General features: G+C 60.7%; 21 protein-coding genes and 3 pseudogenes. 17 read left to right on the top strand and 7 right to left on the bottom strand.

Annotation, left to right across the window (positions count from 1 at the left end):
- The 10 genes from urtE (at position 1) to JJB74_RS28730 (ending at position 9,948) form a co-directional block, all read left to right on the top strand.
- Complete coding sequence (urtE, locus tag JJB74_RS28775) at positions 1-690, top strand: urea ABC transporter ATP-binding subunit UrtE (RefSeq protein WP_200597997.1); 690 nt, start codon at positions 1-3, stop codon at positions 688-690.
- A gap of 20 nt (positions 691-710) precedes the next feature.
- Positions 711-1,220, top strand: coding sequence for an urease accessory protein UreE (gene ureE / locus JJB74_RS28770; RefSeq protein WP_200597996.1), 510 nt, complete (start codon positions 711-713; stop codon positions 1,218-1,220).
- Positions 1,195-1,911, top strand: a complete 717-nt coding sequence (locus tag JJB74_RS28765) for an urease accessory protein UreF (protein WP_200597995.1) — start codon at positions 1,195-1,197, stop codon at positions 1,909-1,911. Before ureE ends, JJB74_RS28765 begins: the two co-directional genes overlap by 26 nt.
- 8 nt (positions 1,912-1,919) lie before the next feature.
- Positions 1,920-2,615, top strand: a complete 696-nt coding sequence (gene ureB / locus JJB74_RS28760; RefSeq protein WP_200597994.1) for an urease subunit beta — start codon at positions 1,920-1,922, stop codon at positions 2,613-2,615.
- Positions 2,616-2,645: 30 nt separating this feature from the next.
- Positions 2,646-4,349, top strand: coding sequence for an urease subunit alpha (gene ureC / locus JJB74_RS28755; protein ID WP_325170195.1), 1,704 nt, complete (start codon positions 2,646-2,648; stop codon positions 4,347-4,349).
- Between the two features lie 23 nt (positions 4,350-4,372).
- Entirely contained in the window at positions 4,373-5,047 is a 675-nt protein-coding gene (gene ureG / locus JJB74_RS28750; protein WP_407672440.1) for an urease accessory protein UreG, read from the top strand.
- Positions 5,044-5,976, top strand: a complete 933-nt coding sequence (locus tag JJB74_RS28745; protein ID WP_200597992.1) for an urease accessory protein UreD — start codon at positions 5,044-5,046, stop codon at positions 5,974-5,976. Before ureG ends, JJB74_RS28745 begins: the two co-directional genes overlap by 4 nt.
- Before the next feature lie 39 nt (positions 5,977-6,015).
- Positions 6,016-7,053, top strand: a complete 1,038-nt coding sequence (locus JJB74_RS28740; RefSeq protein ID WP_200597991.1) for an aliphatic amidase — start codon at positions 6,016-6,018, stop codon at positions 7,051-7,053.
- A gap of 66 nt (positions 7,054-7,119) precedes the next feature.
- Entirely contained in the window at positions 7,120-7,926 is an 807-nt protein-coding gene (locus JJB74_RS28735) for a CbbQ/NirQ/NorQ/GpvN family protein (RefSeq protein WP_200598043.1), read from the top strand.
- A gap of 12 nt (positions 7,927-7,938) precedes the next feature.
- Positions 7,939-9,948 (top strand): nitric oxide reductase activation protein NorD, encoded by a 2,010-nt coding sequence (locus JJB74_RS28730; RefSeq protein WP_200597990.1) that lies wholly within the window; start codon positions 7,939-7,941, stop codon positions 9,946-9,948.
- Positions 9,949-10,053: 105 nt separating this feature from the next.
- On the opposite strand, the gene JJB74_RS28725 is transcribed toward JJB74_RS28730, so the two are convergent.
- The 3 genes from JJB74_RS28725 to JJB74_RS28715 all read right to left on the bottom strand — a co-directional run bounded on the left by JJB74_RS28725 (position 10,054) and on the right by JJB74_RS28715 (position 12,687).
- On the bottom strand, positions 10,054-10,656 hold the full coding sequence (locus JJB74_RS28725; RefSeq protein ID WP_200597989.1) for a HupE/UreJ family protein: 603 nt from the start codon (positions 10,654-10,656) through the stop codon (positions 10,054-10,056).
- A gap of 238 nt (positions 10,657-10,894) precedes the next feature.
- Positions 10,895-11,482: a HutD/Ves family protein gene (locus tag JJB74_RS28720; RefSeq protein ID WP_200597988.1), complete on the bottom strand. Its 588-nt coding sequence runs from the start codon at positions 11,480-11,482 to the stop codon at positions 10,895-10,897.
- Positions 11,483-11,502: 20 nt separating this feature from the next.
- Positions 11,503-12,687, bottom strand: coding sequence for an NAD(P)/FAD-dependent oxidoreductase (locus tag JJB74_RS28715; protein ID WP_200598042.1), 1,185 nt, complete (start codon positions 12,685-12,687; stop codon positions 11,503-11,505).
- 189 nt (positions 12,688-12,876) lie between these two features.
- Between JJB74_RS28715 and JJB74_RS28710 the strand changes: the two genes are divergently transcribed.
- Genes JJB74_RS28710 through JJB74_RS28695 form a run of 4 tightly spaced genes read left to right on the top strand, consistent with a single transcriptional unit; the run spans position 12,877 to position 16,397 of the window.
- On the top strand, positions 12,877-13,845 hold the full coding sequence (locus JJB74_RS28710; protein ID WP_200597987.1) for a LysR family transcriptional regulator: 969 nt from the start codon (positions 12,877-12,879) through the stop codon (positions 13,843-13,845).
- A gap of 10 nt (positions 13,846-13,855) precedes the next feature.
- A complete protein-coding gene (hutG, locus tag JJB74_RS28705) occupies positions 13,856-14,662 on the top strand; it encodes an N-formylglutamate deformylase (protein ID WP_200597986.1) in 807 nt (268 codons plus the stop codon).
- An 18-nt stretch (positions 14,663-14,680) separates the two neighbouring features.
- Complete coding sequence (locus tag JJB74_RS28700) at positions 14,681-15,430, top strand: electron transfer flavoprotein subunit beta/FixA family protein (protein ID WP_200597985.1); 750 nt, start codon at positions 14,681-14,683, stop codon at positions 15,428-15,430.
- A 37-nt stretch (positions 15,431-15,467) separates the two neighbouring features.
- Positions 15,468-16,397: an electron transfer flavoprotein subunit alpha/FixB family protein gene (locus JJB74_RS28695; RefSeq protein ID WP_200597984.1), complete on the top strand. Its 930-nt coding sequence runs from the start codon at positions 15,468-15,470 to the stop codon at positions 16,395-16,397.
- 325 nt (positions 16,398-16,722) lie between these two features.
- Here the strand turns inward: JJB74_RS28695 and JJB74_RS28690 are convergent.
- Positions 16,723-17,085 (bottom strand): annotated as a pseudogene (locus JJB74_RS28690) (transposase); the annotation flags it as partial.
- Between the two features lie 92 nt (positions 17,086-17,177).
- On the opposite strand from JJB74_RS28690, the gene JJB74_RS28685 reads away from it, so the two are divergent.
- Positions 17,178-17,750: a hypothetical protein gene (locus JJB74_RS28685; protein WP_200597983.1), complete on the top strand. Its 573-nt coding sequence runs from the start codon at positions 17,178-17,180 to the stop codon at positions 17,748-17,750.
- Positions 17,751-17,965: 215 nt separating this feature from the next.
- Positions 17,966-18,214, top strand: a pseudogene (locus JJB74_RS28680) (transposase); the annotation flags it as partial.
- Here JJB74_RS28680 and JJB74_RS28675 read toward each other — a convergent pair.
- A pseudogene (locus JJB74_RS28675) lies at positions 18,196-18,792 on the bottom strand (IS630 family transposase); the annotation flags it as partial. The pseudogenes JJB74_RS28680 and JJB74_RS28675 sit on opposite strands and share 19 nt — an antisense overlap.
- Positions 18,793-18,877: 85 nt before the next feature.
- Between JJB74_RS28675 and JJB74_RS28670 the strand changes: the two are divergent.
- The gene (locus tag JJB74_RS28670) at positions 18,878-19,903 is read left to right on the top strand and encodes an IS110 family RNA-guided transposase (RefSeq protein WP_200597981.1); all 1,026 of its coding nucleotides are present in this window, start codon (positions 18,878-18,880) and stop codon (positions 19,901-19,903) included.
- A 211-nt stretch (positions 19,904-20,114) separates the two neighbouring features.
- On the opposite strand, the gene JJB74_RS28665 is transcribed toward JJB74_RS28670, so the two are convergent.
- Positions 20,115-20,279 (bottom strand): winged helix-turn-helix domain-containing protein, encoded by a 165-nt coding sequence (locus tag JJB74_RS28665; protein ID WP_234484951.1) that lies wholly within the window; start codon positions 20,277-20,279, stop codon positions 20,115-20,117.
- Positions 20,280-20,612: 333 nt separating this feature from the next.
- Positions 20,613-21,473, bottom strand: coding sequence for an MOSC domain-containing protein (locus JJB74_RS28660; RefSeq protein ID WP_200597979.1), 861 nt, complete (start codon positions 21,471-21,473; stop codon positions 20,613-20,615).
- Between the last annotated feature and the right edge of the window lie 177 nt (positions 21,474-21,650).

Below are 21,650 nucleotides of genomic sequence, written 5' to 3'. Positions count from 1 at the left end.
ATGCTGAACGTCGAAAACCTCAACGTCTATTACGGCGAAAGCCACGTCCTGCACGATCTTTCCTTCGCCTTGTCCGCCGGCGAGACCCTGGCCGTCATGGGGCGCAATGGCATGGGCAAATCCACGCTGCTCAAGTCGCTCATCGGCGTGCTGCCAACCAAATCCGGACATATCCACCTCAAGAAAAAGGACTTGACCGGAACGAAGAGCTACCAGCGCGTCGCCGCCGGCATCGGCTATGTGCCGCAGGGGCGGCTGATCTTCCCCTATCTGAGCGTTGAGGAAAACATCCTGACCGGCATGGAAGGCGCGCGGCGGCCGAAGGTGCCGGACTGGGTGTACCAGGAATTTCCGGTGCTCTGGGAAATGCGAGGGCGGCGCGGCGGCAATCTGTCCGGCGGACAGCAGCAGCAGCTCGCCATTGCGCGGGCGCTGGTATCCGATCCAAAGGTCCTGATCCTCGACGAGCCCACCGACGGCATCCAGCCTTCGCTGATCAAGGACATTGCCAAGACGCTGAACCGCCTCAAGCGCGAGCGCAACTTCGCGATCATCGTCTCGGAGCAGGTATTGACCTTCACGCTCGAGATCGCCGACCGCTTCCTGATCATCGAAAAGGGCCGTTTCGTCCATAGCGACACCCGCGAAAACATGGATACCACAAAGATCCAAAGCTATCTGACCATCTGATTTGCAAAAGGCTCGCAGGAATGCAGACATATACGAAGATCATCGGCAGCACCGCTCAACCCGCGCTGGCTGAGCGCTTGCATCAGCTGGAACACCAGGGACGGGTGGACTATGTGACATTGAGCGGCGACGATATTCAGCGCCGCCGGCTGCGGGTACGCACCGACGGCGGCCAGGAGTGCGGCATCGCGCTCGACCGCAGCGAACATCTGTACGACGGCGCAGTATTGCGGCTCGACCCGGACATGGCGGTGGTGGTAAGGACTGCACAAACGGAATGGCTGCGGCTGCACCCGCGCCATGCCGCAGCGGCGCTGGAACTTGGTTATTTCGCGGGCAACATGCACTGGCAGGTGCGGTTCGAAGGCAGCATGCTGTTCGTGGCCCTCAAGGGGGCAGTCGAGGACTATCTGCAGCGCCTGCAGCCATTGCTGTCGGCCGGCGCCATCGAAGTTTTGCCAGCTGCGCGCAAGCATGGGCATGAGCATGATCACGGACATAGCCATGAGCGCGGGCATGCGCATGGGTAACGGTGTACGAGTGGCGGGCATGCTGACAGCGCTGCAACAGGCCGACAGCTTTTTTCCGGGCGGCGCGATGGCATTTTCTTGGGGGCTCGAAACCCTGCGGCGCGACGGCATCGTGCACGACGCGGCGACGCTGGTGCAGTTTCTCGAGACGCAGTTGCTGCATCGGTGGGCAAGCTGTGACCAGGGATTTCTCAGCGCGACATGCAAGGTGGCGGGAAGCCCGGATGCATTCGATCTGCTGGCGGAAATCGACGCGCTTGCCGAGGCGATGAGCGTCATTCCGTCACTTCGGGAAGGGTCATGCCGACTCGGCCGCACCCTGGCAACCGTGCATGCCAAGCTGGGCCAGTCCGGCGCGGCCCAGCTGCTTCGCCATATCGGGGCCGGGCAGATGTTCGGACATCTTGCCGTGGTCCAAGGATATATCTGGACGCAGGCAGGAATGGACGAGCTGGAATGCCGGACCGCCGCCGCTCACGCGGCCTGCACTGGGGCCGTCAGCGCCGCGGTGCGGCTGAGCCTGGTCGGTCATCTCGATGCTCAACGCGCCCTGACTGCGTTGCGGAGCCGTCTGGCCGCCGTGCTGGAAACGGAACCGCCCGCGCTCGATGAGCTGTCCAGCTGCGCTTTCGCCATCGATATCGCCGGTATGCGGCATGCGCAGCTGGATGCGCGGCTGTTCGCCAATTAAGGAAAATCATGTTGCTCACCCCCACAGAACTAGAGCGGCTCACGCTGTATACCGCCGCCGAGCTGGCGCGCAAGCGCCGGGCGAAAGGACTCAAGCTCAACTATCCCGAGGCAGTGGCGATCATCGCTGATGAATTGCTGGAGGGCGCGCGGGAGGGCCGCTCGGTCGCCGACCTGATTGCCTTCGGCTCCATCATCCTGACCCAGGACGATGTGCTGCCAGGCGTCTCCGAGCTGCTACCGATGCTGCAAGTCGAAGGCTCGTTCCCGGACGGAACCAAGTTGGTCACGGTGCATGAGCCTCTTCGGCCGGGCAAGACCGCCACGTCAGATGCGGTGACGCCGGGCGAAGTCATTGCGATGGATGGAAACATCGAACTAAACGCCGGCCGGAAATCGGTGAGCGTAAAGGCGTTGAACACCGGTGACCGGCCGATACAGATCGGCAGCCACTTCCACTTTTTCGAAGTCAATCGCGCGCTGCAGTTCGAACGTGCAGCGGCCTTCGGCAAGCATCTCGACATCCCGGCCGGCACCGCGGTGCGCTTCGAGCCCGGCGATGAAAAGGAAGTCAGGCTGGTGGACTTCGGCGGCAGTCGTGAAATCTTCGGGCTCAACGGACTTACCGATGGACCGATCGATGGCGACGCCAGCTTGGCGCAGGCAATCGAGCGGGCGCGGAAAGCCGGTTTCAAAGGGGCATAAGAGGAACATCGGGAATACCAAATGGTGACAATGACTCGCAAGGAATACGCGGCGATGTACGGCCCGACCACGGGTGACCGGGTACGGCTGGGGGACACATCGCTGTTCGCCGAGGTCGAGCACGATTACGCGGTGCCGGGCGACGAATGCCTGCACGGCGGCGGAAAGACGTTGCGTGATGGCATGGGTTTGGCCGCCGGCTATGACAGCGCGATGGGTTCGCTCGACATGCTGATCTGCAACGCCCTCGTGATCGACCCGGTGCTGGGCATCGTCAAGGGCGATATCGGCATCAAGGAGGGTCGCATCGTCGCCATCGGCAAGGCTGGCAATCCGGCGGTGATGGACGGCGTGCATCCAAAGCTGATTTGCGGCGCTGCGACCACGGTGCGGGACGCCGAAGGCATGATCGCCACGCCCGGCGGCATCGACGTCCATGTCCACTTCGATTCGGCGCAGCTGTGCGAGCATGCGCTGTCATCGGGGCTAACCACGTTGATCGGTGGTTCGCTTGGCCCGATCACGGTCGGTATCGACTGCGGCGGCGCCTGGAATGTCGGGCGCATGATGCAGTCGTCGGAGCAGTGGCCTCTCAACTTCGGCTTCCTGGGGCGAGGCAATTCCAGCAAGCCGCTGTCGCTGCTCGACCAGCTGCGTGGCGGCTGCATGGGCTTAAAGATCCACGAGGACTGGGGTGCGATGCCGGCAGTCATCGATGTCTGCCTGAGCGTCGCCGATGAATACGATTTCCAGGTCCAGTTGCATACCGATACGCTGAATGAATCCGGGTTCCTCGAGGACACCGTCGCCGCGATGAAGAACCGCACCATTCACATGTATCACACCGAGGGCGCCGGCGGCGGCCATGCGCCGGACATCATCGCGGTGGCGGGGCGGCAGAACTGCCTGCCATCTTCGACCAATCCGACCAACCCGTATACCGTCAATACCTTCGACGAGCATCTCGACATGATCATGGTGTGCCATCACCTGAACCCGTCGGTGCCGGAGGATGTGGCATTCGCGGAGTCACGCGTGCGGGCGCAGACGATCGCGGCCGAGGATGTGCTGCACGACCTGGGCGCCATCTCGATGCTGGGCTCGGATAGCCAGGGCATGGGCCGCATCAACGAGGTGATCAGTCGCACATGGCAGCTTGCCTCCAAGATGAAGGACCAGCGCGGCCGCCTGCCGCAGGAGAGGACTCGGCACGGCGACAACGAGCGGATCAAGCGCTATCTCGCCAAGTACACCATCAACGCCGCCCGCACCTTCGGCATCGACGACACCGTTGGCTCGCTGGAGCCCGGCAAGCTGGCCGACGTGGTGTTGTGGCGTCCTGGCTTCTTCGGCGTGAAGCCCGAAGTCGTGGTGAAGGGCGGCTTCATTGCGTATGGCGCAATGGGCGATTCTGCCGCTTCGTTAATGACTTGCGAGCCGCTGCTGATGCGGCCGCAATGGGGCGCCTTCGGCCGCGCGCCGCAATCGCTGGCCGTCAACTTCGTGAATCGCATGGCCATGGAAGGCGGCTTGCGCGGCCAACTGGGCTTGAGCCGGCAGTTGGTGGCGGCACACGGCACCCGCAAGCTGACCAAGTCCGACATGCTGCACAACGACTATTGCCCGAATATCACAGTCAATCCGCATACCTTCGACGTGATGATCGATGGCCAGATTATCAGTTGCCCTCCCGTACGCGAAGTGCCACTCAGCCGGCGCTACATGATGCGCTAGAAAGAAAAAGGATTAGTGAAGAAATGAAAATCGAAAACGCAATCGCCACGATGCCGGATCAAGACCTTGCGTCGGCACGGCCGCTCGGTTCAGCCCGCGTCGGCATCGGCGGTCCGGTCGGATCGGGCAAGACCCGTCTGCTCGAACAACTGGTGCCGCGCTTCATCGAGCGCGGCATCAACCTCGCCGTCATCACCAACGACCTAGTGACGCAGGAGGACGCCGAGCGCGTCCGGCGCAGCGGCCTGATTGCGCCCGAGCGCGTGCTGGCCGTCGAGACCGGCGCCTGCCCGCATACCGCCATCCGCGAGGATCCGACACTGAACCTGCAGGCGGCGGACGAACTGGACGCGCGCTTTCCCGGACTGGAACTGGTGCTGATCGAATCCGGCGGCGACAACCTGGCGTCGTCGTTCTCGCTCGACCTGGTCGACTACTGGATCTTCGTCATTGACGTCGCCGGCGGCGACGACATACCGCGTAAGCGCGGCCTGGGAGTGCTCAGTTGCGATCTGCTGATTATCAACAAGTTTGACCTGGCGCCCTATGTGAACGTCAATCTTCCGCGCATGGCTGAGGAAGCGGTACAGGTGCGCAATGGGCGCCCGGTGCTGATGACCAACTGCGCGATCGGCGATGGCGTGGACCAAGTGGTCGATGCCATCACCCGCGAGCTGCTGTTTGCTCGGTCCGTATGAACGGAACGCATATTGCGCCACAGGTCGATCTGCGCTTCGAATGCCGCGCCGGCGGCGGAACCTTCCTGGCCCGGCAGTACGCGGGCTATCCATTCCATGTCGGGCGCATCCTGCGACGCCCTGACGCGCCGCCTTCGGCCGCCACCGTGCTGATCCAGTCCTGTTCCGGCGGCCTGTTCGAACATGACAGGGTGGCTGCGCGTGTGAAGGTATGCGCCGGGGCCGGTGCACGGGTCGGCAATGCCGCCGCCACGGTAGTGCACAGCATGACCGGCGGTGAAGCCGTATCGAAAGTGCTTCTGGAAGCGGAGCCGGACGCCTGGCTGGAATACGCGCCAGCATTGACGATCCTGTTCCCGGGCGCGCGGCTGGTTAACAGCGTCGATGTCGTGCTGCACCAGAAATCGCTTGTGATCCTGGCCGATTCCTTTCTCGCGCACGACCCTTCGGCGCAGGCCAAGCCGTTCGACGCGCTCGACACCTGTCTGGCCGTGCATGACGAGACCGGCCGGATCCTGGTGCGCGACCGGGTCCGGCTTGACGGCGTCCTATGGGCCGGCGCAGCGGCCGGCGTCTCGGCTTCGTTCAGGGCGCACGGCAGTTTTGCCGTTCTCCAGCGCGGCGCCGACTCCGTTGAGTTGACATCGGTGCTGCATGCGGCCATCGGAGAACAGAAGGGCGTTTATGCCGGCGTCGGCGCATTGCCGAACCGGTGCGGCGTCCTGGTTCGGGTGCTTGCCGACAGCGGGGAACCTCTGCGACAGGCGCTGCTGCGCGTGACCGAGGCGATGCGCGGAGTGTTCGGCCACCGGGCTGCCCTTCCCAATGCCGATGCAATGCCAGCGGTTCAAGCAATCAAGTCAAACGGCGGGCGCCGTGCAGTCGCGCACGCCGCAGAGAATCCGGAAATCGGAATCGTTAATTCATGAAGCCCCGCAGGGGCATATTTTTCAACCGAGGAGAAAACAATGCGACATGGTGATATTTCGAGCAGTAACGATTGCGTGGGCGTAGCGGTCGTCAATTACAAGATGCCGCGGCTGCATACCAAGGACGAAGTGCTCGACAACGCACGCAAGATCGCCGACATGCTGGTCGGCATGAAAAAAGGTTTGCCCGGGATGGACCTGGTGATTTTCCCCGAGTATTCGACGCACGGCATCATGTACGACTCCAAGGAGATGTACGACACCGCGGCGACGGTCCCCGGCGAGGAAACGGCGATTTTTTCCGAAGCCTGCCGTAAGGCAAATGTATGGGGCGTGTTTTCCCTGACCGGAGAGCGCCATGAGGAACATCCGAAAAAAGCTCCCTACAACACCCTCATCCTGATGAACAACCATGGCGAGATCGTGCAGAAGTATCGCAAGATCATGCCGTGGGTGCCGATCGAGGGATGGTATCCGGGCGATTGCACCTATGTCACTGAAGGACCGAAAGGCCTGAAGATCAGCCTGATCATCTGCGACGACGGCAACTATCCCGAGATTTGGCGCGACTGCGCAATGCGCGGCGCCGAACTGGTGGTGCGCTGCCAGGGATATATGTACCCGGCCAAGGAACAGCAAATCCTGGTCTCCAAGGCGATGGCATTCATGAACAATGTCTATGTGGCGGTCGCCAATGCCGCCGGGTTCGACGGTGTCTATTCCTATTTCGGGCATTCCGCGCTGATTGGCTTCGACGGCCGCACCCTCGGCGAATGCGGCGAAGAGGATATGGGAATTCAGTACGCGGAGCTTTCCATGGGATTGATCCGCGACTTCCGCAAGAATGCGCAGTCGCAAAACCATCTCTACAAGCTGGTGCATCGCGGCTACACCGGAAAGATCAATTCCGGCGAAGACGCTAACGGCGTGGCCGCCTGCCCGTACCAATTCTACGGGAAATGGATCAACGACCCGGAGGGCACCCGCAAGATGGTCGAATCGATCACGCGCTCGACTCCGGGTACCGCAGAATGCCCGATCGACGGGATTCCGAACGAGCCCGCCACCCACCGTTGATAAACCGCTCCGGGCCGCGTCTGAACCGGCGTCGGCCCGGATTAGTCACGATCCGCCGAATCCATGATGAACCATCAAATTCAGTCTTATTTGATCAAGGAAGAGCCGTTCTATCGCGCCAGCGGCGACGAGGTCGAGCTGTTCGAAGCGGCGTACGCGCTGCGTACCCCGATGATTCTCAAGGGGCCAACCGGTTGCGGCAAGACCCGCTTCATGGAAGCGATGGCATGGCGTCTTAAGCGGCCGCTGATTACGCTCGCCTGCAACGAGGACATGACGGCATCGGACCTGGTCGGCCGCTATCTGCTCGACGCGGAAGGGACGGTGTGGAAGGACGGCCCTCTGACGCTCGCGGCGCGCCATGGCGCCATCTGCTACCTCGATGAGGTGGTGGAAGCACGCCAGGATACGCTGGTCGTGATCCATCCGTTGACCGACGACCGGCGCATCCTCCCTCTGGACAAGCGCGGCGAGCTGATCCACGCCCATCCGGATTTCCAGCTGGTGATGTCGTACAACCCCGGCTATCAGAGCGCTGCCAAGGATTTGAAGCAGTCCACCAAGCAGCGCTTCGGCGCGCTCGATTTCCAGTACCCGGAAGCCACGGCGGAGGCGGAAATCGTGTCGCATGAGAGCGGCTGCGACGACGATACCGCAGCCAGGCTGGTCGGCATCGCGCACCGGTCCCGCGCGCTGCGCGGGCGCGGCCTCGAAGAAGGCATCTCGACCCGCATGCTGATCCGCGCCGCCAGCCTGATTGCCGGCGGCATTGCTCCCCTGGCCGCGTGCCGGCTAGCGATGACCAAGCCCTTGACCGACGACGACGATCTGCTGCGCGCCCTGGACGGGTTCATCGACGCGCATTTCCGTTGAGATCGGCGTCCAATGGAACTGCTCAGCGATACATTGGTTGCGCACATGGCCGCGCTGGAAGCGCGCGACAGTGTGGCTAGCGCCTGTCTCAACGACAAGCTGCCGTCGCTGGCGCGGCTGCTGCGGGATGACGCAGCGCTTGCTGAACTGGTTGCCTTATGCGACCAAGCCGCCGCCGCAGTGCCCGGACTGGCGAATGACCTGATAATGCGGCTGGAGACGCTACTCGGATTGCTCGACATGGCCGGTTTGAAGCGGTGGGTGTTGACCGGCATGCGTCTGTACCCGAATCATCGCGAGCGACTCGCCGCCTATTTCCGGCTCGAAGACCCGGCCGCCGCCGACGGCATTCGCGCCGAAGCCAACGGCACCTGCCTTGAGAAGGTCCGCGATACGCTGCAATATTATTTGGCCGGCTTTGGGCTCGATAACGTGGAGCTGAAAGCATGCCGCCAGTCCGAATTGAATGCGTTGCCGCCGAGGCCAGCGATCAGCGACGGCGTGCTACTGTTTCCCGAGCACTATCTCGCGATCGAAGGAGCTGACTGCGGCGACATCTATCGCGCCGCGGCCGCCCATGCGATGGCGCACATCTTTTATTCGCCGCGCCATCAGCCCGCCGGTAAGCGCAAGCCGCTGCATCTTGCGGTGCTCTCCCTGATCGAGGATGCGCGCGTCGAGCGCCTGATGGCGCGCAACTGGCCTGGGCTGCATCGGCTGTGGGGACGCTTCCATCTCGCTTCGGGGGAGGCGGGCGAGCTGACCGCAGCATCGCTGCTGGCGCGGCTCTCGCGCATATTGCACGATCCCACTTATGCCGATCCCAACCACTGGGTCAATAAGGGCAGGGAACTGTTCGACGCATGCGGCGACCGTTTCGAGGATGGCGCGCCCTTCCATGAAGTGGCAGACATCCTCGCCAACGACCTCGGCCAAATGCGGGTGCGATTCGATCCGGAGCGGTACCGCGTCGAACCGGCATACCGCGACGACAATACTTTCCTGTGGCATTTCGACGAAGACCGGCAGGACACGCCGCCGCAGGAGATGTTGGCGCGTGAATCGGTGCAGATGACGCCGCAGCAGTCGGGATCGCAGGAGGCCATGGCCGTGAACGCGATTCCACCCGACAATGAGCAGCGACTGCATTATCCCGAATGGGATTATCGCGCTGAAATCGAACGCCAAGACTGGGTGACGCTGATCATGGCCACGCCCGGTGCGCCAGGAAGCGTAAAAGGCGGGATGCATTCACGGACAACGCGCACGGGCGCGCTCAACGCCGCGAACCAAGTGCTGGACCGCTCGGTGCGTCTACGCCGCCAGCCTGAAGGAGATGAACTGGACCTGGACGCATCCGTCGAATGGCGCATCAGTTCCCGAACCCGGGCGGCGCCCGACCCGCGCATTTACCATCGGCCGGGCCGCCGCCGGCAGGACGCCTCGGTCCTGCTGCTGCTGGACCTTTCCGAATCCACTAACGACCGCGTCGGCGGCAGCTTCACGTCCATACTCGACATGGAAAAACGCGCCGCCGCGCTTGCCGTCGAATGCGTGGACGGCGTGCGCGACCGCATTGCCGTGCATGGGTTTGCGTCGAATGGGCGTAATGAAGTCCGATATACCAGGATCAAGGATTTCGCCGAGCCGTTCGCCGAGAGTGCACGGCATCGGCTGATGGGGCAGCAGGGCGCGCTTTCCACGAGGATGGGCGCCGCGTTGCGTCATGCGGGCGCCTGCCTTGCGTCCGAGCAGGCAGGGAAAAAGGTGCTTCTCCTGGTGACCGATGGTGAGCCATCCGACATCGATGTCTACGACAGCCGTTATCTTATCGAGGATGCGCGGTACGCGGTCGCTACGCTGGAGAGGCAAGGGATCAAACCCTTCTGCCTCACGCTGGATCAGCGTGCCGATGCTTATGTACGCACGATCTTCGGGGCGTGGAATTACCTGATCGTCAGCGACCCGGTGACATTGCCGGCGCAGGTGGCTCAGGCGCTAGTCAGGGCTGCTGCGCGCTAGAGCAGGCACGAATCGCTTTGCCGCAAGGGGAAAAGAAATAGCGGGCAAAGAAAGGCGGCGTCAACGGGTCGACGCCGTATTGCAGGAGCGATATCGCTTCTCGCGTCAAGCTGCACCGACCAGCAGCATGGCGCCGGCGGCCGCAATGCCTGCACCGGTGTAGCGCATGGCCTTTCCTTCGGCATTGCGGCCGGCGAGCATGCCTGCGACAAGGCCGGCCAGAAGCAGCAGCAGGGTTGCCGTCATGAACCCGCTGCCGTAGAGCAGGGGCGATGTGCCGGCAGGCAGTTCCAGTCCGTGCGCATGGCCATGGAGAATTGCGAATAGCGAGACCAGCCCGGCGCCTGCCCATGCCGGCATCCTGACTGCATATGCAATCAGCAGTCCGAGCACGGCTACCGATGCCGCGATGCCGGCTTCAAGATTCGGCAATTGAATGTGGTTCATTCCGGCGACTGCGCCGGCCGCCATCATCAGCAGGAATGCTGCTGGCAGCATCCAGGTCGCCGACCGCTTGTGCTGGGCCGCCCAGAAACCGACAGCCAGCATGGCCAACAAATGATCCAGACCGGAAAGCGGGTGCGCCAAGCCGGCCAGGAAGCTGACACCATGGCTCGCGTCGGAATGGGCAAATGCGGGTGCAGTGCTCAGCATGGCGCCGGCCATGATTGCGGAACGGACTTTGATCTTCCTTGACATATGCAGCATATTTATCTCCCTAAAAGTGTGCAGGCGTGAAAACGCGGTGCGGCGTATTTCCCGGTAACGCATGCCAATGGGGTTCTGCCGGTGCACCGAAGCGTTTCCAAAAACAACGAGCAAAATCCAAGCCTACGCCATGGACGTGCGCATGGGCAGGGAAGGGCGGCGGAATAGTGAAAAGCGGATGATCGTGTTCCTTAGGGAACGCAGATGCCTTTTCTGCATGCAGACAACGGGGGGCGGTTCAGCCGCCCTCTAAAGCGCCGATCGTGACCATGATTAGCGGACCGCTTGCATTGAGGGGCGCGCGCGCATTGAGCGGCATGCCATTCCTGATGATCAGCCCTTCATGCTTGTCCAGCGTGAAGGGGCCGACCTGCCAGCCGGCATCGGCAGCGATCAGAACGGAGCAGGTCTCCGGTTCAAGAACGGTATCGGCTTCCAATATCCGGATCGTCGCTGAGGCTACCGAACGCCGGGTCATGACATTCAGGCAAAGCACCGGCTCGCCAGGGATGGCGCCAAACAGCGCATTCCCGCCGTCGAACGCAATGGGGCAGTAGCGTTCGGCGGATAGAAGTGGCGCTACCAGTTGGCCGAGCGGCGGGTTTTTTGTCAGCCGCAGTGGGCCGTTTTCCAATACCACCGCAATTCGGTCTATCCCGGGGAATACGGAAAACGGTCCGCTCTCGACGATGTCGGCAATGCTGACGCGCCAGTCAAAAAGGCTAGCGGACCTCTTCGTAGTTTCCGTGCAAACGGTGCGGGTCGTCCCGCCGCCGTTTTTCCATGGCTCCCGTGGCAAGTCATCCAGGGAAAATCGTTTCATCATTTTCGGCCCCAGTATCCGATTCACGATACCGCCCCGGCGCCATATCTGCCCACCAGCAGCGACCCTGCGGCGAAGCGTTCGATCGAATAGGGTTGCAGGGAGACGTCGGTCGTCAAGCCCATGGCTTCCTGCGCCAGCACCTTGCCTACCGCGGGCGAAAGCTTGAAGCCGTGTCCGGAAAATCCGAATCCCACCACCAGGCCGCCAATGCCCGGCAGCCGTCCCAGTACTGGATTCCAATCCGGTGTAACGTCGTAGACGCCGGTCCAGGAAGACGCTAGGCCGGCGGTTTCGTAGCTGGGAAAGCGCTCCGCCACCTGCGCGCCGACCTCGGCGATATAGTCTAGCGGTATATCCCCCTGCTCATTGTCCGGGGCCTCCAGGGTTTCTCCCACTGTGCCTTCGCTGACCAGCATCTGTGAGCCGCCGTAACTCCTGCAATACAGCATGCCCGGCGAGCCGAGATCTTTGAATACCGGCATGGAAAAGGTGTAGGGCTGCGGACCTTCCAGTGACAGTACGGTATGGCGTTCCGGTTTGACTGGCATCGCGGCGCCTGTCCATCCAGCCAGTTCCGAGGTCCAGATGTTCTGGGTGCTGATGAGGACATTGCAGCCGAAGCTGCCGGCGGTCGTTTCGATGCCGACGACCTTGTCGCCTTCCGTCAGCAGCTTGGTAACCGTTACGCCTTCCTTGATGACGACTCCACGACGGCGGGCGCCCTTGGCAAAGCTGGTCGCAACCATGTAGGCGTCGGCGAATCCTGCCTCCGGTTCATATCCGATGAGGGCGGCATCGTCGAAGCGGGCGATCGGCAACAGCTCGGCCGCCTGTTGCCGGTCGAGCAATTGCACTGCTATGCCTTGCGCCCGCTGTCCGGAAATCGATGCGCGCAGCGGCTCAAGCTTCTCGCCCTCGGGAGCCGCGATCAGATAGCCGCATTTCACCAGTCCCGCAGACGCTTCCTCATCGCCGAGGTACTCGGAAAAACGGGTGAATACCTGCCATGACCGTTTGGCAAGGTCGACGTTCTCCTGAACCGAATAGTGAGTACGCAGAATGCCGGAAGACTGCGATGTCGTGCCCGCGCCTACCATCGAGCGGTCGACGACCAGCACCTTTTTCACACCTAGCGCCGCGAGGTGGTAGGCGACGGATGCGCCGATTACGCCGGCTCCGATTACGATTGCATCAAAGTTTTCCATCATGTTCCCTGGTTGGTGTGCCGTCGTTATCGAAGATAGGCGATTCGGTACCGCCCCGAAGTATCATTAGAAAAACTAAAGAATTAAAGTAGCCTGTTTAATGTTATTCGGAATCGGCGGTACTTATATCAATATCTGCTCCATGCGCTGTTCCAGCGAGGCGGAGCCAGCTCAGACAGCATATGAACCATGAAATCGATTGAGGAAATTCCATTTGACCTGCATGCACTTCAGGCGTTTGTCGCCGTATGCGAAAGCGGTTCCATGATGGAGGCAGCACGCTTGCTGGGTGTCACCCAAAGCGCGGTAAGCCAGCTCATCAAGTCGCTGGAGGCGCAGAGCGGGATCGTTTTTCTCGATCGCGAATTCAGGCCGTCGCGCCCAACCCGCGCCGGCAGGGTGATGCTCAAACTGTCGAATGAATTGTTGGACCATGCGCGGCGTGTCTCCACGAAGATGGCCGATATGTCACGCGTCGAGGAAATCCAGATACGCCTGGGTTGCGTCGACTCGTTCGCGGCGACGGTGGGCCCATCGCTGGTGAAGGCGATTTCGGGAACCAGTAGACAGATCACGATGTGGTCCGGGCTGACGCCCATGCTGAGCGAACAGATTCAGGGACGCGAGCTGGATCTCGCTATCGTAACGGAGACGTCGATCAGTGATCCGCGCATCCGTCAGCAAGCGGTGCTTTCCGAAGCGTTCGTGGCGGCGGTCCCAAAGCTGCGTAAGAAGCAGATGCCAAATCTTCTGCAAATCCTGCAGGCTCTGCCCCTGATTCGATACACGCCGCGCTCTGTGATCGGGCAGCAGGTGGATCGGTATCTCAGGCACATCGACGTTAATAGTTCCAGACGGTTCGAGTTCGACGCGACCGATCCGATGCTCAGCATGGTGGCATCGGGAATCGGCTGGGCTGTGACGACGCCGCTATGCCTGTGGCAGGCCCGCCATTATCTGCGGGAAGTTAGCGTCGTGTCGTTGCCAGAAAGCAATATTGGGCGGCGGGAATTTTATCTACTGTCGAGGGAAAACGAGTGGGCCAGCCTGTCCAGCGAGATAGCGCAGCTGACCCGGCAAGTCCTAGACCAGCAAACCATTCCCGAGATACGCAAGGCGCTTCCGGATTTGCTGCCAACTGCCATCCAATGTCTGTAAAGAGAACGATATGAACGATCCCATCTTTAACTTGGTTGTCGGCGACTTGCCGATCCTGATTTCAATTCCCCACCTGGGAACCGGTATTCCGGCGCATATCAATGCGTCATTGACTGAAGTTGGCAGAAAAGTATGCGACACCGATTGGCATCTCGATCGGCTATACGGGTTTGCGACCCAACAAGGGGCATCGATGATTTCAGCGAAGCTGTCGCGCTACATCATCGATCTGAACCGCCCGCCCGATGGAACAAGCCTGTATCCGGGGCAGACGACTACTGGGCTGGTGCCACTAGAGACCTTCCATGGTGAAGCCGTGTATCTGCCGGGGCATGAACCGGACGAAACGGAGATACAAACGCGCATCGATCATTACTGGAAGCCTTACCACGAAGAGCTTGCGCGGCAGATCCAGACAATCAAGAGCCGGCATGGGTTCGTGATTCTCTGGGAGGCGCACTCAATCAACGGCGAACTGCCCCGATTATTCGAAGGCGTTTTGCCGGATCTCAATTTTGGAACCTTCGCAGGGAAAAGTGCCGCAGCGCCGGTCAATGAGGCATTGCGCGAGATCGCGGGGCAAAGTCGATACAGCTGGGTATTGAACGGGAGATTCAAGGGAGGATATATCACCCGGCATTACGGCGATCCGGGAAGCCATGTCCACGCAGTACAACTTGAAATGTCGCAACGGATTTATATGAATGAGCCTGAACCGTTCGAGTACCGTGAGGACCTGGCGGCGCGCGTGCAGCCGGTGTTGTCGCAATTGCTCGATGCATCGCTTGCGGCTGCAAGGCAAGCTTCGGATTTATAAATCGACAAGGGAAGATCTATGAAAGTCCTGGTTCCAGTCAAGCGCGTGGTGGACTACAATGTTAAGGTGCGCGTCAAATCCGACGGCTCGGGCGTCGATATTGCCAACGTCAAGATGTCAATGAATCCGTTCGACGAGATCGCCGTCGAAGAAGCCATGCGCTTGAAGGAAGCGGGCAAGGTCACCGAAGTCATCACGGTTTCGGCCGGCGTCACCCAGTGCCAGGAAACCCTGCGCACCGCGATGGCCATCGGCGCCGACCGCGGCATCCTGGTCGAAACCACCGAAGAACTGCAGCCGCTGGCTGTGGCCAAGCTGCTGAAAGCGCTGGCCGACAAGGAGCAGCCGCAGCTGATCATCCTCGGCAAGCAAGCGATTGATGACGACAGCAACCAGACCGGCCAGATGCTGGCCGCGCTGCTCGGCTGGGGCCAGGCCACCTTCGCCTCGAAGGTCGTCATCGAAGATGGCAAAGCAACCGTCACCCGCGAAGTCGATGGCGGCCTGGAAACCGTGGCGCTGCCGCTACCGGCCATCGTCACCACCGACCTGCGCCTGAACGAGCCACGCTATGTGACGCTGCCCAACATCATGAAGGCCAAGAAAAAGCCGCTGGAAACCGTCAAGCCGGCCGACCTGGGCGTGGACGTGACGCCGCGCCTGAAGACGCTGAAAGTGTCGGAGCCGCCGAAGCGCTCCGCCGGCATCATGGTCAAGGACGTGGCCGAGCTGGTATCCAAGCTCAAGAACGAAGCCAAAGTCCTCTAACCCCCGCATAGATACCGCATAAAGGCAGACAAACATCATGGCCGCACTTGTTATCGCAGAACACGACAATGCCCACCTGAAGGGCAGCACACTGAACACCGTCACCGCGGCCGCGCAATGCGGCGGTGACGTCCATATCCTGGTCGCCGGCCAGAATGCCGGCGCGGTGGCCGAAGCCGCAGCGAAAATCGCCGGCGTGGCCAAGGTGCTGGTTGCCGACGCGGCGCAGTTCGCCGACGGCCTGGCCGAGAACGTCGCCGAGCAGGCGATCGCGCTGGCTGGCAATTACAGCCATGTGCTGGCCCCGGCCACCGCCTATGGCAAGAACATCCTGCCGCGCGTGGCGGCCCGCCTGGACGTGGCGCAGATTTCCGAGATCACCAAGGTCGTGTCGCCGGACACCTTCGAGCGTCCGATCTACGCCGGCAATGCGATCGCCACGGTGCAGTCGGCCGATCCGGTGAAGGTCATCACCGTGCGCACCACCGGCTTCGATGCCGCCGCGCAGGGCGGCTCGGCCCAGGCCGAGAACATCACCCCGGTCGGCGATGCCGGCAAGTCCAGCTTCGTGTCGCGCGAAGTGGCAAAGTCGGACCGCCCGGAACTGACCGCGGCGAAGATCATCGTCTCCGGCGGCCGCGGCATGGGCTCCGGCGAAGCATTCAAGGTGCTCGAACCGCTGGCTGATCGGCTCGGCGCGGCGATGGGCGCCTCGCGCGCAGCGGTCGATGCGGGCTTCGTTCCGAACGACTGGCAGGTCGGCCAGACCGGCAAGGTCGTGGCGCCGCAGCTGTATATCGCGGTGGGCATCTCGGGCGCGATCCAGCACCTGGCCGGCATGAAGGATTCGAAGACCATCGTGGCGATCAACAAGGATCCGGAAGCGCCGATCTTCCAGGTAGCCGACTATGGCATCGCCGGCGACCTGTTCGAGATCGTGCCGCAGCTGACTTCGGCGCTAGGCTGAGCCCATGGACCTGTTGGAGCAATACGGTTCGCGCGAGGCTATGAAGTCGCACCTTATATGGACGTCTCTGGGACGGCAAGCTTTGGCAGCATGAAGCGTCGACGGAGGTTCGCAGTCTTATATACGGCCTGTTCATGCAGGCATTTATCCTGCTGGCCCGGATGGCATTCGCGGACAAGGTTCCTATCTGCAGAACGGGCTTGATGCCCTGTGCGACTAGCGGATTCTCCTTGCCCTGCATTACCTGTTGACCCATCACTTTGCTGGTGCCTGCTCTCCTTTACACAACTCTCATTACCTTAACTCGCGATGGACTTGCTCATGCTCATGCCATGGCGAGTTCGCCAGGATGCCATTTTCCCTGGTCAAAGGCTTTACCTTTGACTAGGACCGCCCAAGCGGTGCGTGCCAATTTGTTTGCCAGCGCTGCGACCACCACGCAGTAGGGGCGTCGCTGCAATAGCGCAGTGACCCAGGCAGTTCGACTGCATCGTGCAATGATGGCTCTGGCACCATGCATTAACAAGGTCCGAACATACGAGTCCCCCCGCTTGGAAATGCCCAGCTGGCGAATCTTTCCTCCAGTACCGGTCTGCCGCGGTGTCAGCCCCAGCCATGCAGCAAATTGCCGGCCGCTTCTGAATCCATGATGGTCAGTCGTAGTGGCAACCACTGCAGTTGCGGTCAAAGGCCTACCGCTTTAAAGGTAATTCATAGACTGATCGAAAGTCGGCGCACTAGACAATCGGAACTGCCTCTAATGGTTTCTGGAGGTGTGCGATGTTCATCGATGCAGTGGTGGAACGTTGTGTTGAGCAAAGCCCGGTGACAGTCATGGCGAGACTGGCGCTGCAACGGGCGCTGGAACCGGCATGGATAGATGAACTGTTTGAGCGGGCCGGTGGCACCCAGTACACCCGCGAGTTGCTGTTTTCCACCACGGTGGAATTGATGTCAGTCGTGGCAGTTGGACTGCGCCCGTCGGTGCACGCGGCCGCCAAGGCTTGCAAGGACTTGCCGGTCTCGGTGCAAGCCCTGTACGACAAGATCCGGCGTACGGACCCCTCGCTGGTGCGGGCGCTGGTGCAGCAGAGAGCGGTGCGCTTACAGGAAGTGCTGCTGCCCATGATGAGCGACAAGTTGCCCACGGTGCCTGGCTATCGGCTGAGGATTGTCGACGGCAATCATCTGCCGGCCACGGAGAAACGGCTGAAGCCATTGCGCGGCTTTCGCGGCGCGGCCTTGCCAGGACAGTCGCTGGTGGTGTACGACCCGGAACTGAATCTGGTGGTCGATCTGGTGCCGTGTGAGGATGGCCATGCGCAGGAACGCAGCCTGATGGAACTGGCGTAACGCCAGGCCCAGCCCGGCGAGTTGTGGCTTGCCGACCGCAATTTCAGCACGCGACGCATCCTTTGCGGTTTGCATGGCCAGGGCAGCAGTTTTATCGTGCGCGAACACGGCCGTACACCGAACCCGCAGCCGTTGGAGCCCGTGCAGTACCGGGGAAGAATTGAAGCCGGCACGGTGTATGAGCAAGCGGTGGAAGTCGAGGACGATGGGGACAACGTCTGCGGCTGCGCCGGGTGGAATTGCATCTGGAGCGTGCGACCGAAGATGGCGACACGACGATCCGACTGCTGAGCAATCTGCCGGCGTCCCAGTTCACGCCGCGTCGGATTGCGCGGTTGTATCGCCAGCGCTGGCAAATCGAATCACTGTTTCAGCGTCTGGAGTCGGTGCTGCACAGCGAGGTCGTCACGCTGGGACATCCGCGGGCGGCCTTGCTAGAGCATTTTCACGCTGACCTGCCATAGCCGGCATGGTGGATATAACGCGCGCATTCATCTGGAGTAAAGCAGTCGATTAAGTCGCCCATGGCGGACCACAGGGCGTCAATGGTGCGCTTGGCTGCTTTCCTGAGCAGGGTTTTGAGCTTGGCAAACACCTGCTCGATCGGGTTGTAGTCGGGGCTGTAGGGCGGCAGATAGCACAGTTGTGCTCCTGCCGCGTGAATCGCTTCGGCAATGCCACCGACTTTGTGCGCGCCAAGATTGTCCAGCACGACGATATCGCCGGGCTGCAATTCGGGAACCAGCGCTTGTTGTACCCACGCGCGGAAGGCCGGCCCATTCATCGGGCCATCGAGCACCAATGGCGCAATCAACCCCGTGGCGCGCAAGGCGCAAACAAAGGTAGTGGTTTTCCAATGCCCGTAAGGTGCTTGCCCAATACAGCGCTGACCAATGGGCGAGCGTCCCCGGGTAGGCGTCATGTTGGTGCTGGCCCAGGTCTCATCGAGAAACACCAGTCGGCCAAGCTCTGCACCAGGCTGCTCGGCCCGCCAAGCTTGACGTGCCTGCGCTACGTCAGGACGCGTTTGCTCGGCCGCATGGAGTGACTAATGAGATGGTCACCATCCACATCCACAAGCGGTTACGCTGGCGCGATCTTTTTGTTTAACAAGCGAGGAGACTATCATGCAGGAAGTCACACTGATCGGGATTGACTTGGGGAAGCATTCTTTCCACATCCATGGGCAGGATGCCGCCGGCAAAGGGATATTCCGCAAGAAATGCACCCGCAAACAGCTCATCACCTTCCTGGCCACGTTCCACCCTTGCACCGTCGTGATGGAAGCCTGTGCCGGAGCTCACCATATGGCGCGCTTTCTGATGTCCTTTGGGCATGCAGTGAAGCTCATTAATCCACAATTCGTCCGGCCCTTCGTCAAGGGCAATAAGAACGATTTCATCGATGCCGAAGCCATTTGCGAAGCTGCCTCCCGCCCGACTATGCGCTTCGTCACTCCCAAGACAGAAGCTCAGCAACTCGTAAGCGCATTGCATCGCGTAAGGGAGTCTTTGGTGTGCGATCGCGTCAAGACCTCCAACCAGATCCACGGCATTCTTTTGGAGTTTGGTATTAGCTTGCCCATCGGCCGTACGATCATTAGACACTTGCCTTCCGCACTGGCAGAAACGGCCCTGCCAGCACGGCTGATTGCCATCCTCGAGCGCTTGCATGCGCATTACAAGTACCTGGATGAACAGATTGCTGAAGTGGAGAAGGAATTGGTGCAACAACTCAATGTGGACGACCTCGGCCAGCGTCTACTGAAAGTGCCGGGCGTTGGCCCCATTACCGCAAGCCTGCTGTCGGCTGAACTTGGAGACGGCAAGCAGTACGGCTGTGGGCGCGACTTCGCAGCGTCGGTGGGTTTGGTGCCACGCCAGTACAGTACGGGCGGCCATGCCAACCTTCTCGGCATCAGTAAACGCGGCGATAAGAATCTGCGACGACTCCTCGTACAGTGTGCTAGGGCGTTCATGCAGCGCCTGGACAAGCACAAGGGAATACTTGCGGACTGGGTTCGCTCGATGCTGACACGGCGGCACTCCAATGTCGTAGCTTGTGCACTGGCGAATAAGCTGGCCCGTATTGTATGGGCACTTGCTGCTCGACACACCGAATATCACGCTGCTCCGGTGCCTGTGGGGACCTGAGAAGCACTGTTCTGGCTGTACCAAATCACCTACCTGGTTTTGCGACTGTAGAAATTGGATGACGTAAACGGCATAACGGCCCGGCAGATAACCTGATGAAAAAATCGGCTCTCGAGGCCGAGTGACTTTTTAGGACTACCGGGCGCGACTCTCATCGTGGCGCGAAGATCAGACTCTTCACATCGACGCCGGATAGATTAAAGCAAGCCAACTACAAAACCCAAAATCTCTGATTGCAAAAAGGAGGGTGACCATAGATTTTTTTCAGGCTCAAGCCCAGCCGGCCGACCGTCTTCCAGATGGTAGTGATTCCCACCCGGACGCCGTGCTCGGCGTGAAGCCAGGCGCATAACTGCTGCAAGGTCAGATCGTTCACGCTCGCCACCTGATCCGCCAAGGCTTGCTCCAAGCCGCTGAGTTTGGACGGCACATGGTTGCATTGCTGTCCCGGGGTATCCTCGCCGTTTCGGCGTCGGCGGGAACGTGCCCGGGCCACATACGATTTGACTGACACCGAACCGTGCTGCGACTTCGCGAATGCTGCCCGTCGCGTTAAGTACGCGATCGCGCAAATCTTGCCCGTAGGCTTGCCCCAGATGCCAGACCATGGCCGTACTCCCGTCACTGAGTACCGCTTTGATTGCCCCTACACATCGAAGTTTTCGTCCTTTAATGACGCAAGTCAGGGGGAAAATGCTCTAACTGTGCGCTACAGGGGGGCGCGCACGTACACGGCGTCGCCAACGTGTATCTCTCCGGGCAGGGCCGACTCTCCATAAACGCCAAGGTTTTGGTCAGCATGTTTTACGACTGTCCGAAGCATGGTCTTATTCATTGGCAGCTCTGCCTGCGGTCGTGTAATGGCGCCGCAGCGCGGTGTCGAACCGACGCAAGAAACGGCAGCGTTGCCCATCACGATCTGCATCCCGATCCATCTATTCTCAATCATACCCCGACTGCTGCCGGTATCAATGACGACATTCGGGCGAAAACGGCGGCTCTGCCAATCAGCCTCCGGGTTGAGCGCCTTCATCCAGGTCAGGCTACTCGTGGTTAGCAGGTGAAGCTGGGTAACTAGAAAAAAGCTCCCCGGCATCACCACATATTCAGCAGCAGTGCTGGGAAAGTTGTCCAGAATCGGCGGCAGCGGTTCGCCTTCTTCACGCTCGAATGTTGCGCGTAATTCAGCCATCCAGGTATGTTCGTCCGTCTTGTGACGCCGGTAGAAGTCTGCGTCCGATACCGGGCGCAATGGTTCAATCGTCGAGTGGCGACCGACCAGTTCCGAAACCTGTGTGGAGGCTCGGACATCTGTCCAGTCAACGACGCTGGCGTCCGGAAAAATAATGTCGACGGCGAGCGGCGAGCGAGTATTGATGCGAGCTGAGCACAACAATAGCTCAGGTCTGAATTTACAGCTCTGGATCTCTTGTCGTGCGGTATCGCGGACTGCGAGAATGCGGTCCCCGTCCAGACCCGTTGCCCCAATCTGACTGCGTACCAAGCGCTCACCCGCCATGCCCTTAACTGGGTAACGCCAGATCTCTCGAATCTCGCCGACTTTTTTCATGACCTTTCTCCAGAAGATGCGGTTTATGAAGAGACGGCTATTTTTTACCGCCTAACAGGCTGCTGAAATACCACCCGTGCGAGTGTCGCCGTTTTCTTAAAGCCATGAAAACACTGACTTGCCGTTGCCGCATTCTGAAACAGCCTTGCGTTTGCGTCTGCTTTGGCGCGTTTGCGG

This window comes from Noviherbaspirillum pedocola, from assembly GCF_016632335.1.
In the GTDB taxonomy this organism is placed as follows: Bacteria; Pseudomonadota; Gammaproteobacteria; order Burkholderiales; family Burkholderiaceae_D; genus Noviherbaspirillum_A; species Noviherbaspirillum_A pedocola.
The sequence above is the reverse complement of the archived record's forward strand: the minus strand, read 5'-3'. Positions and strand labels throughout refer to the sequence as shown.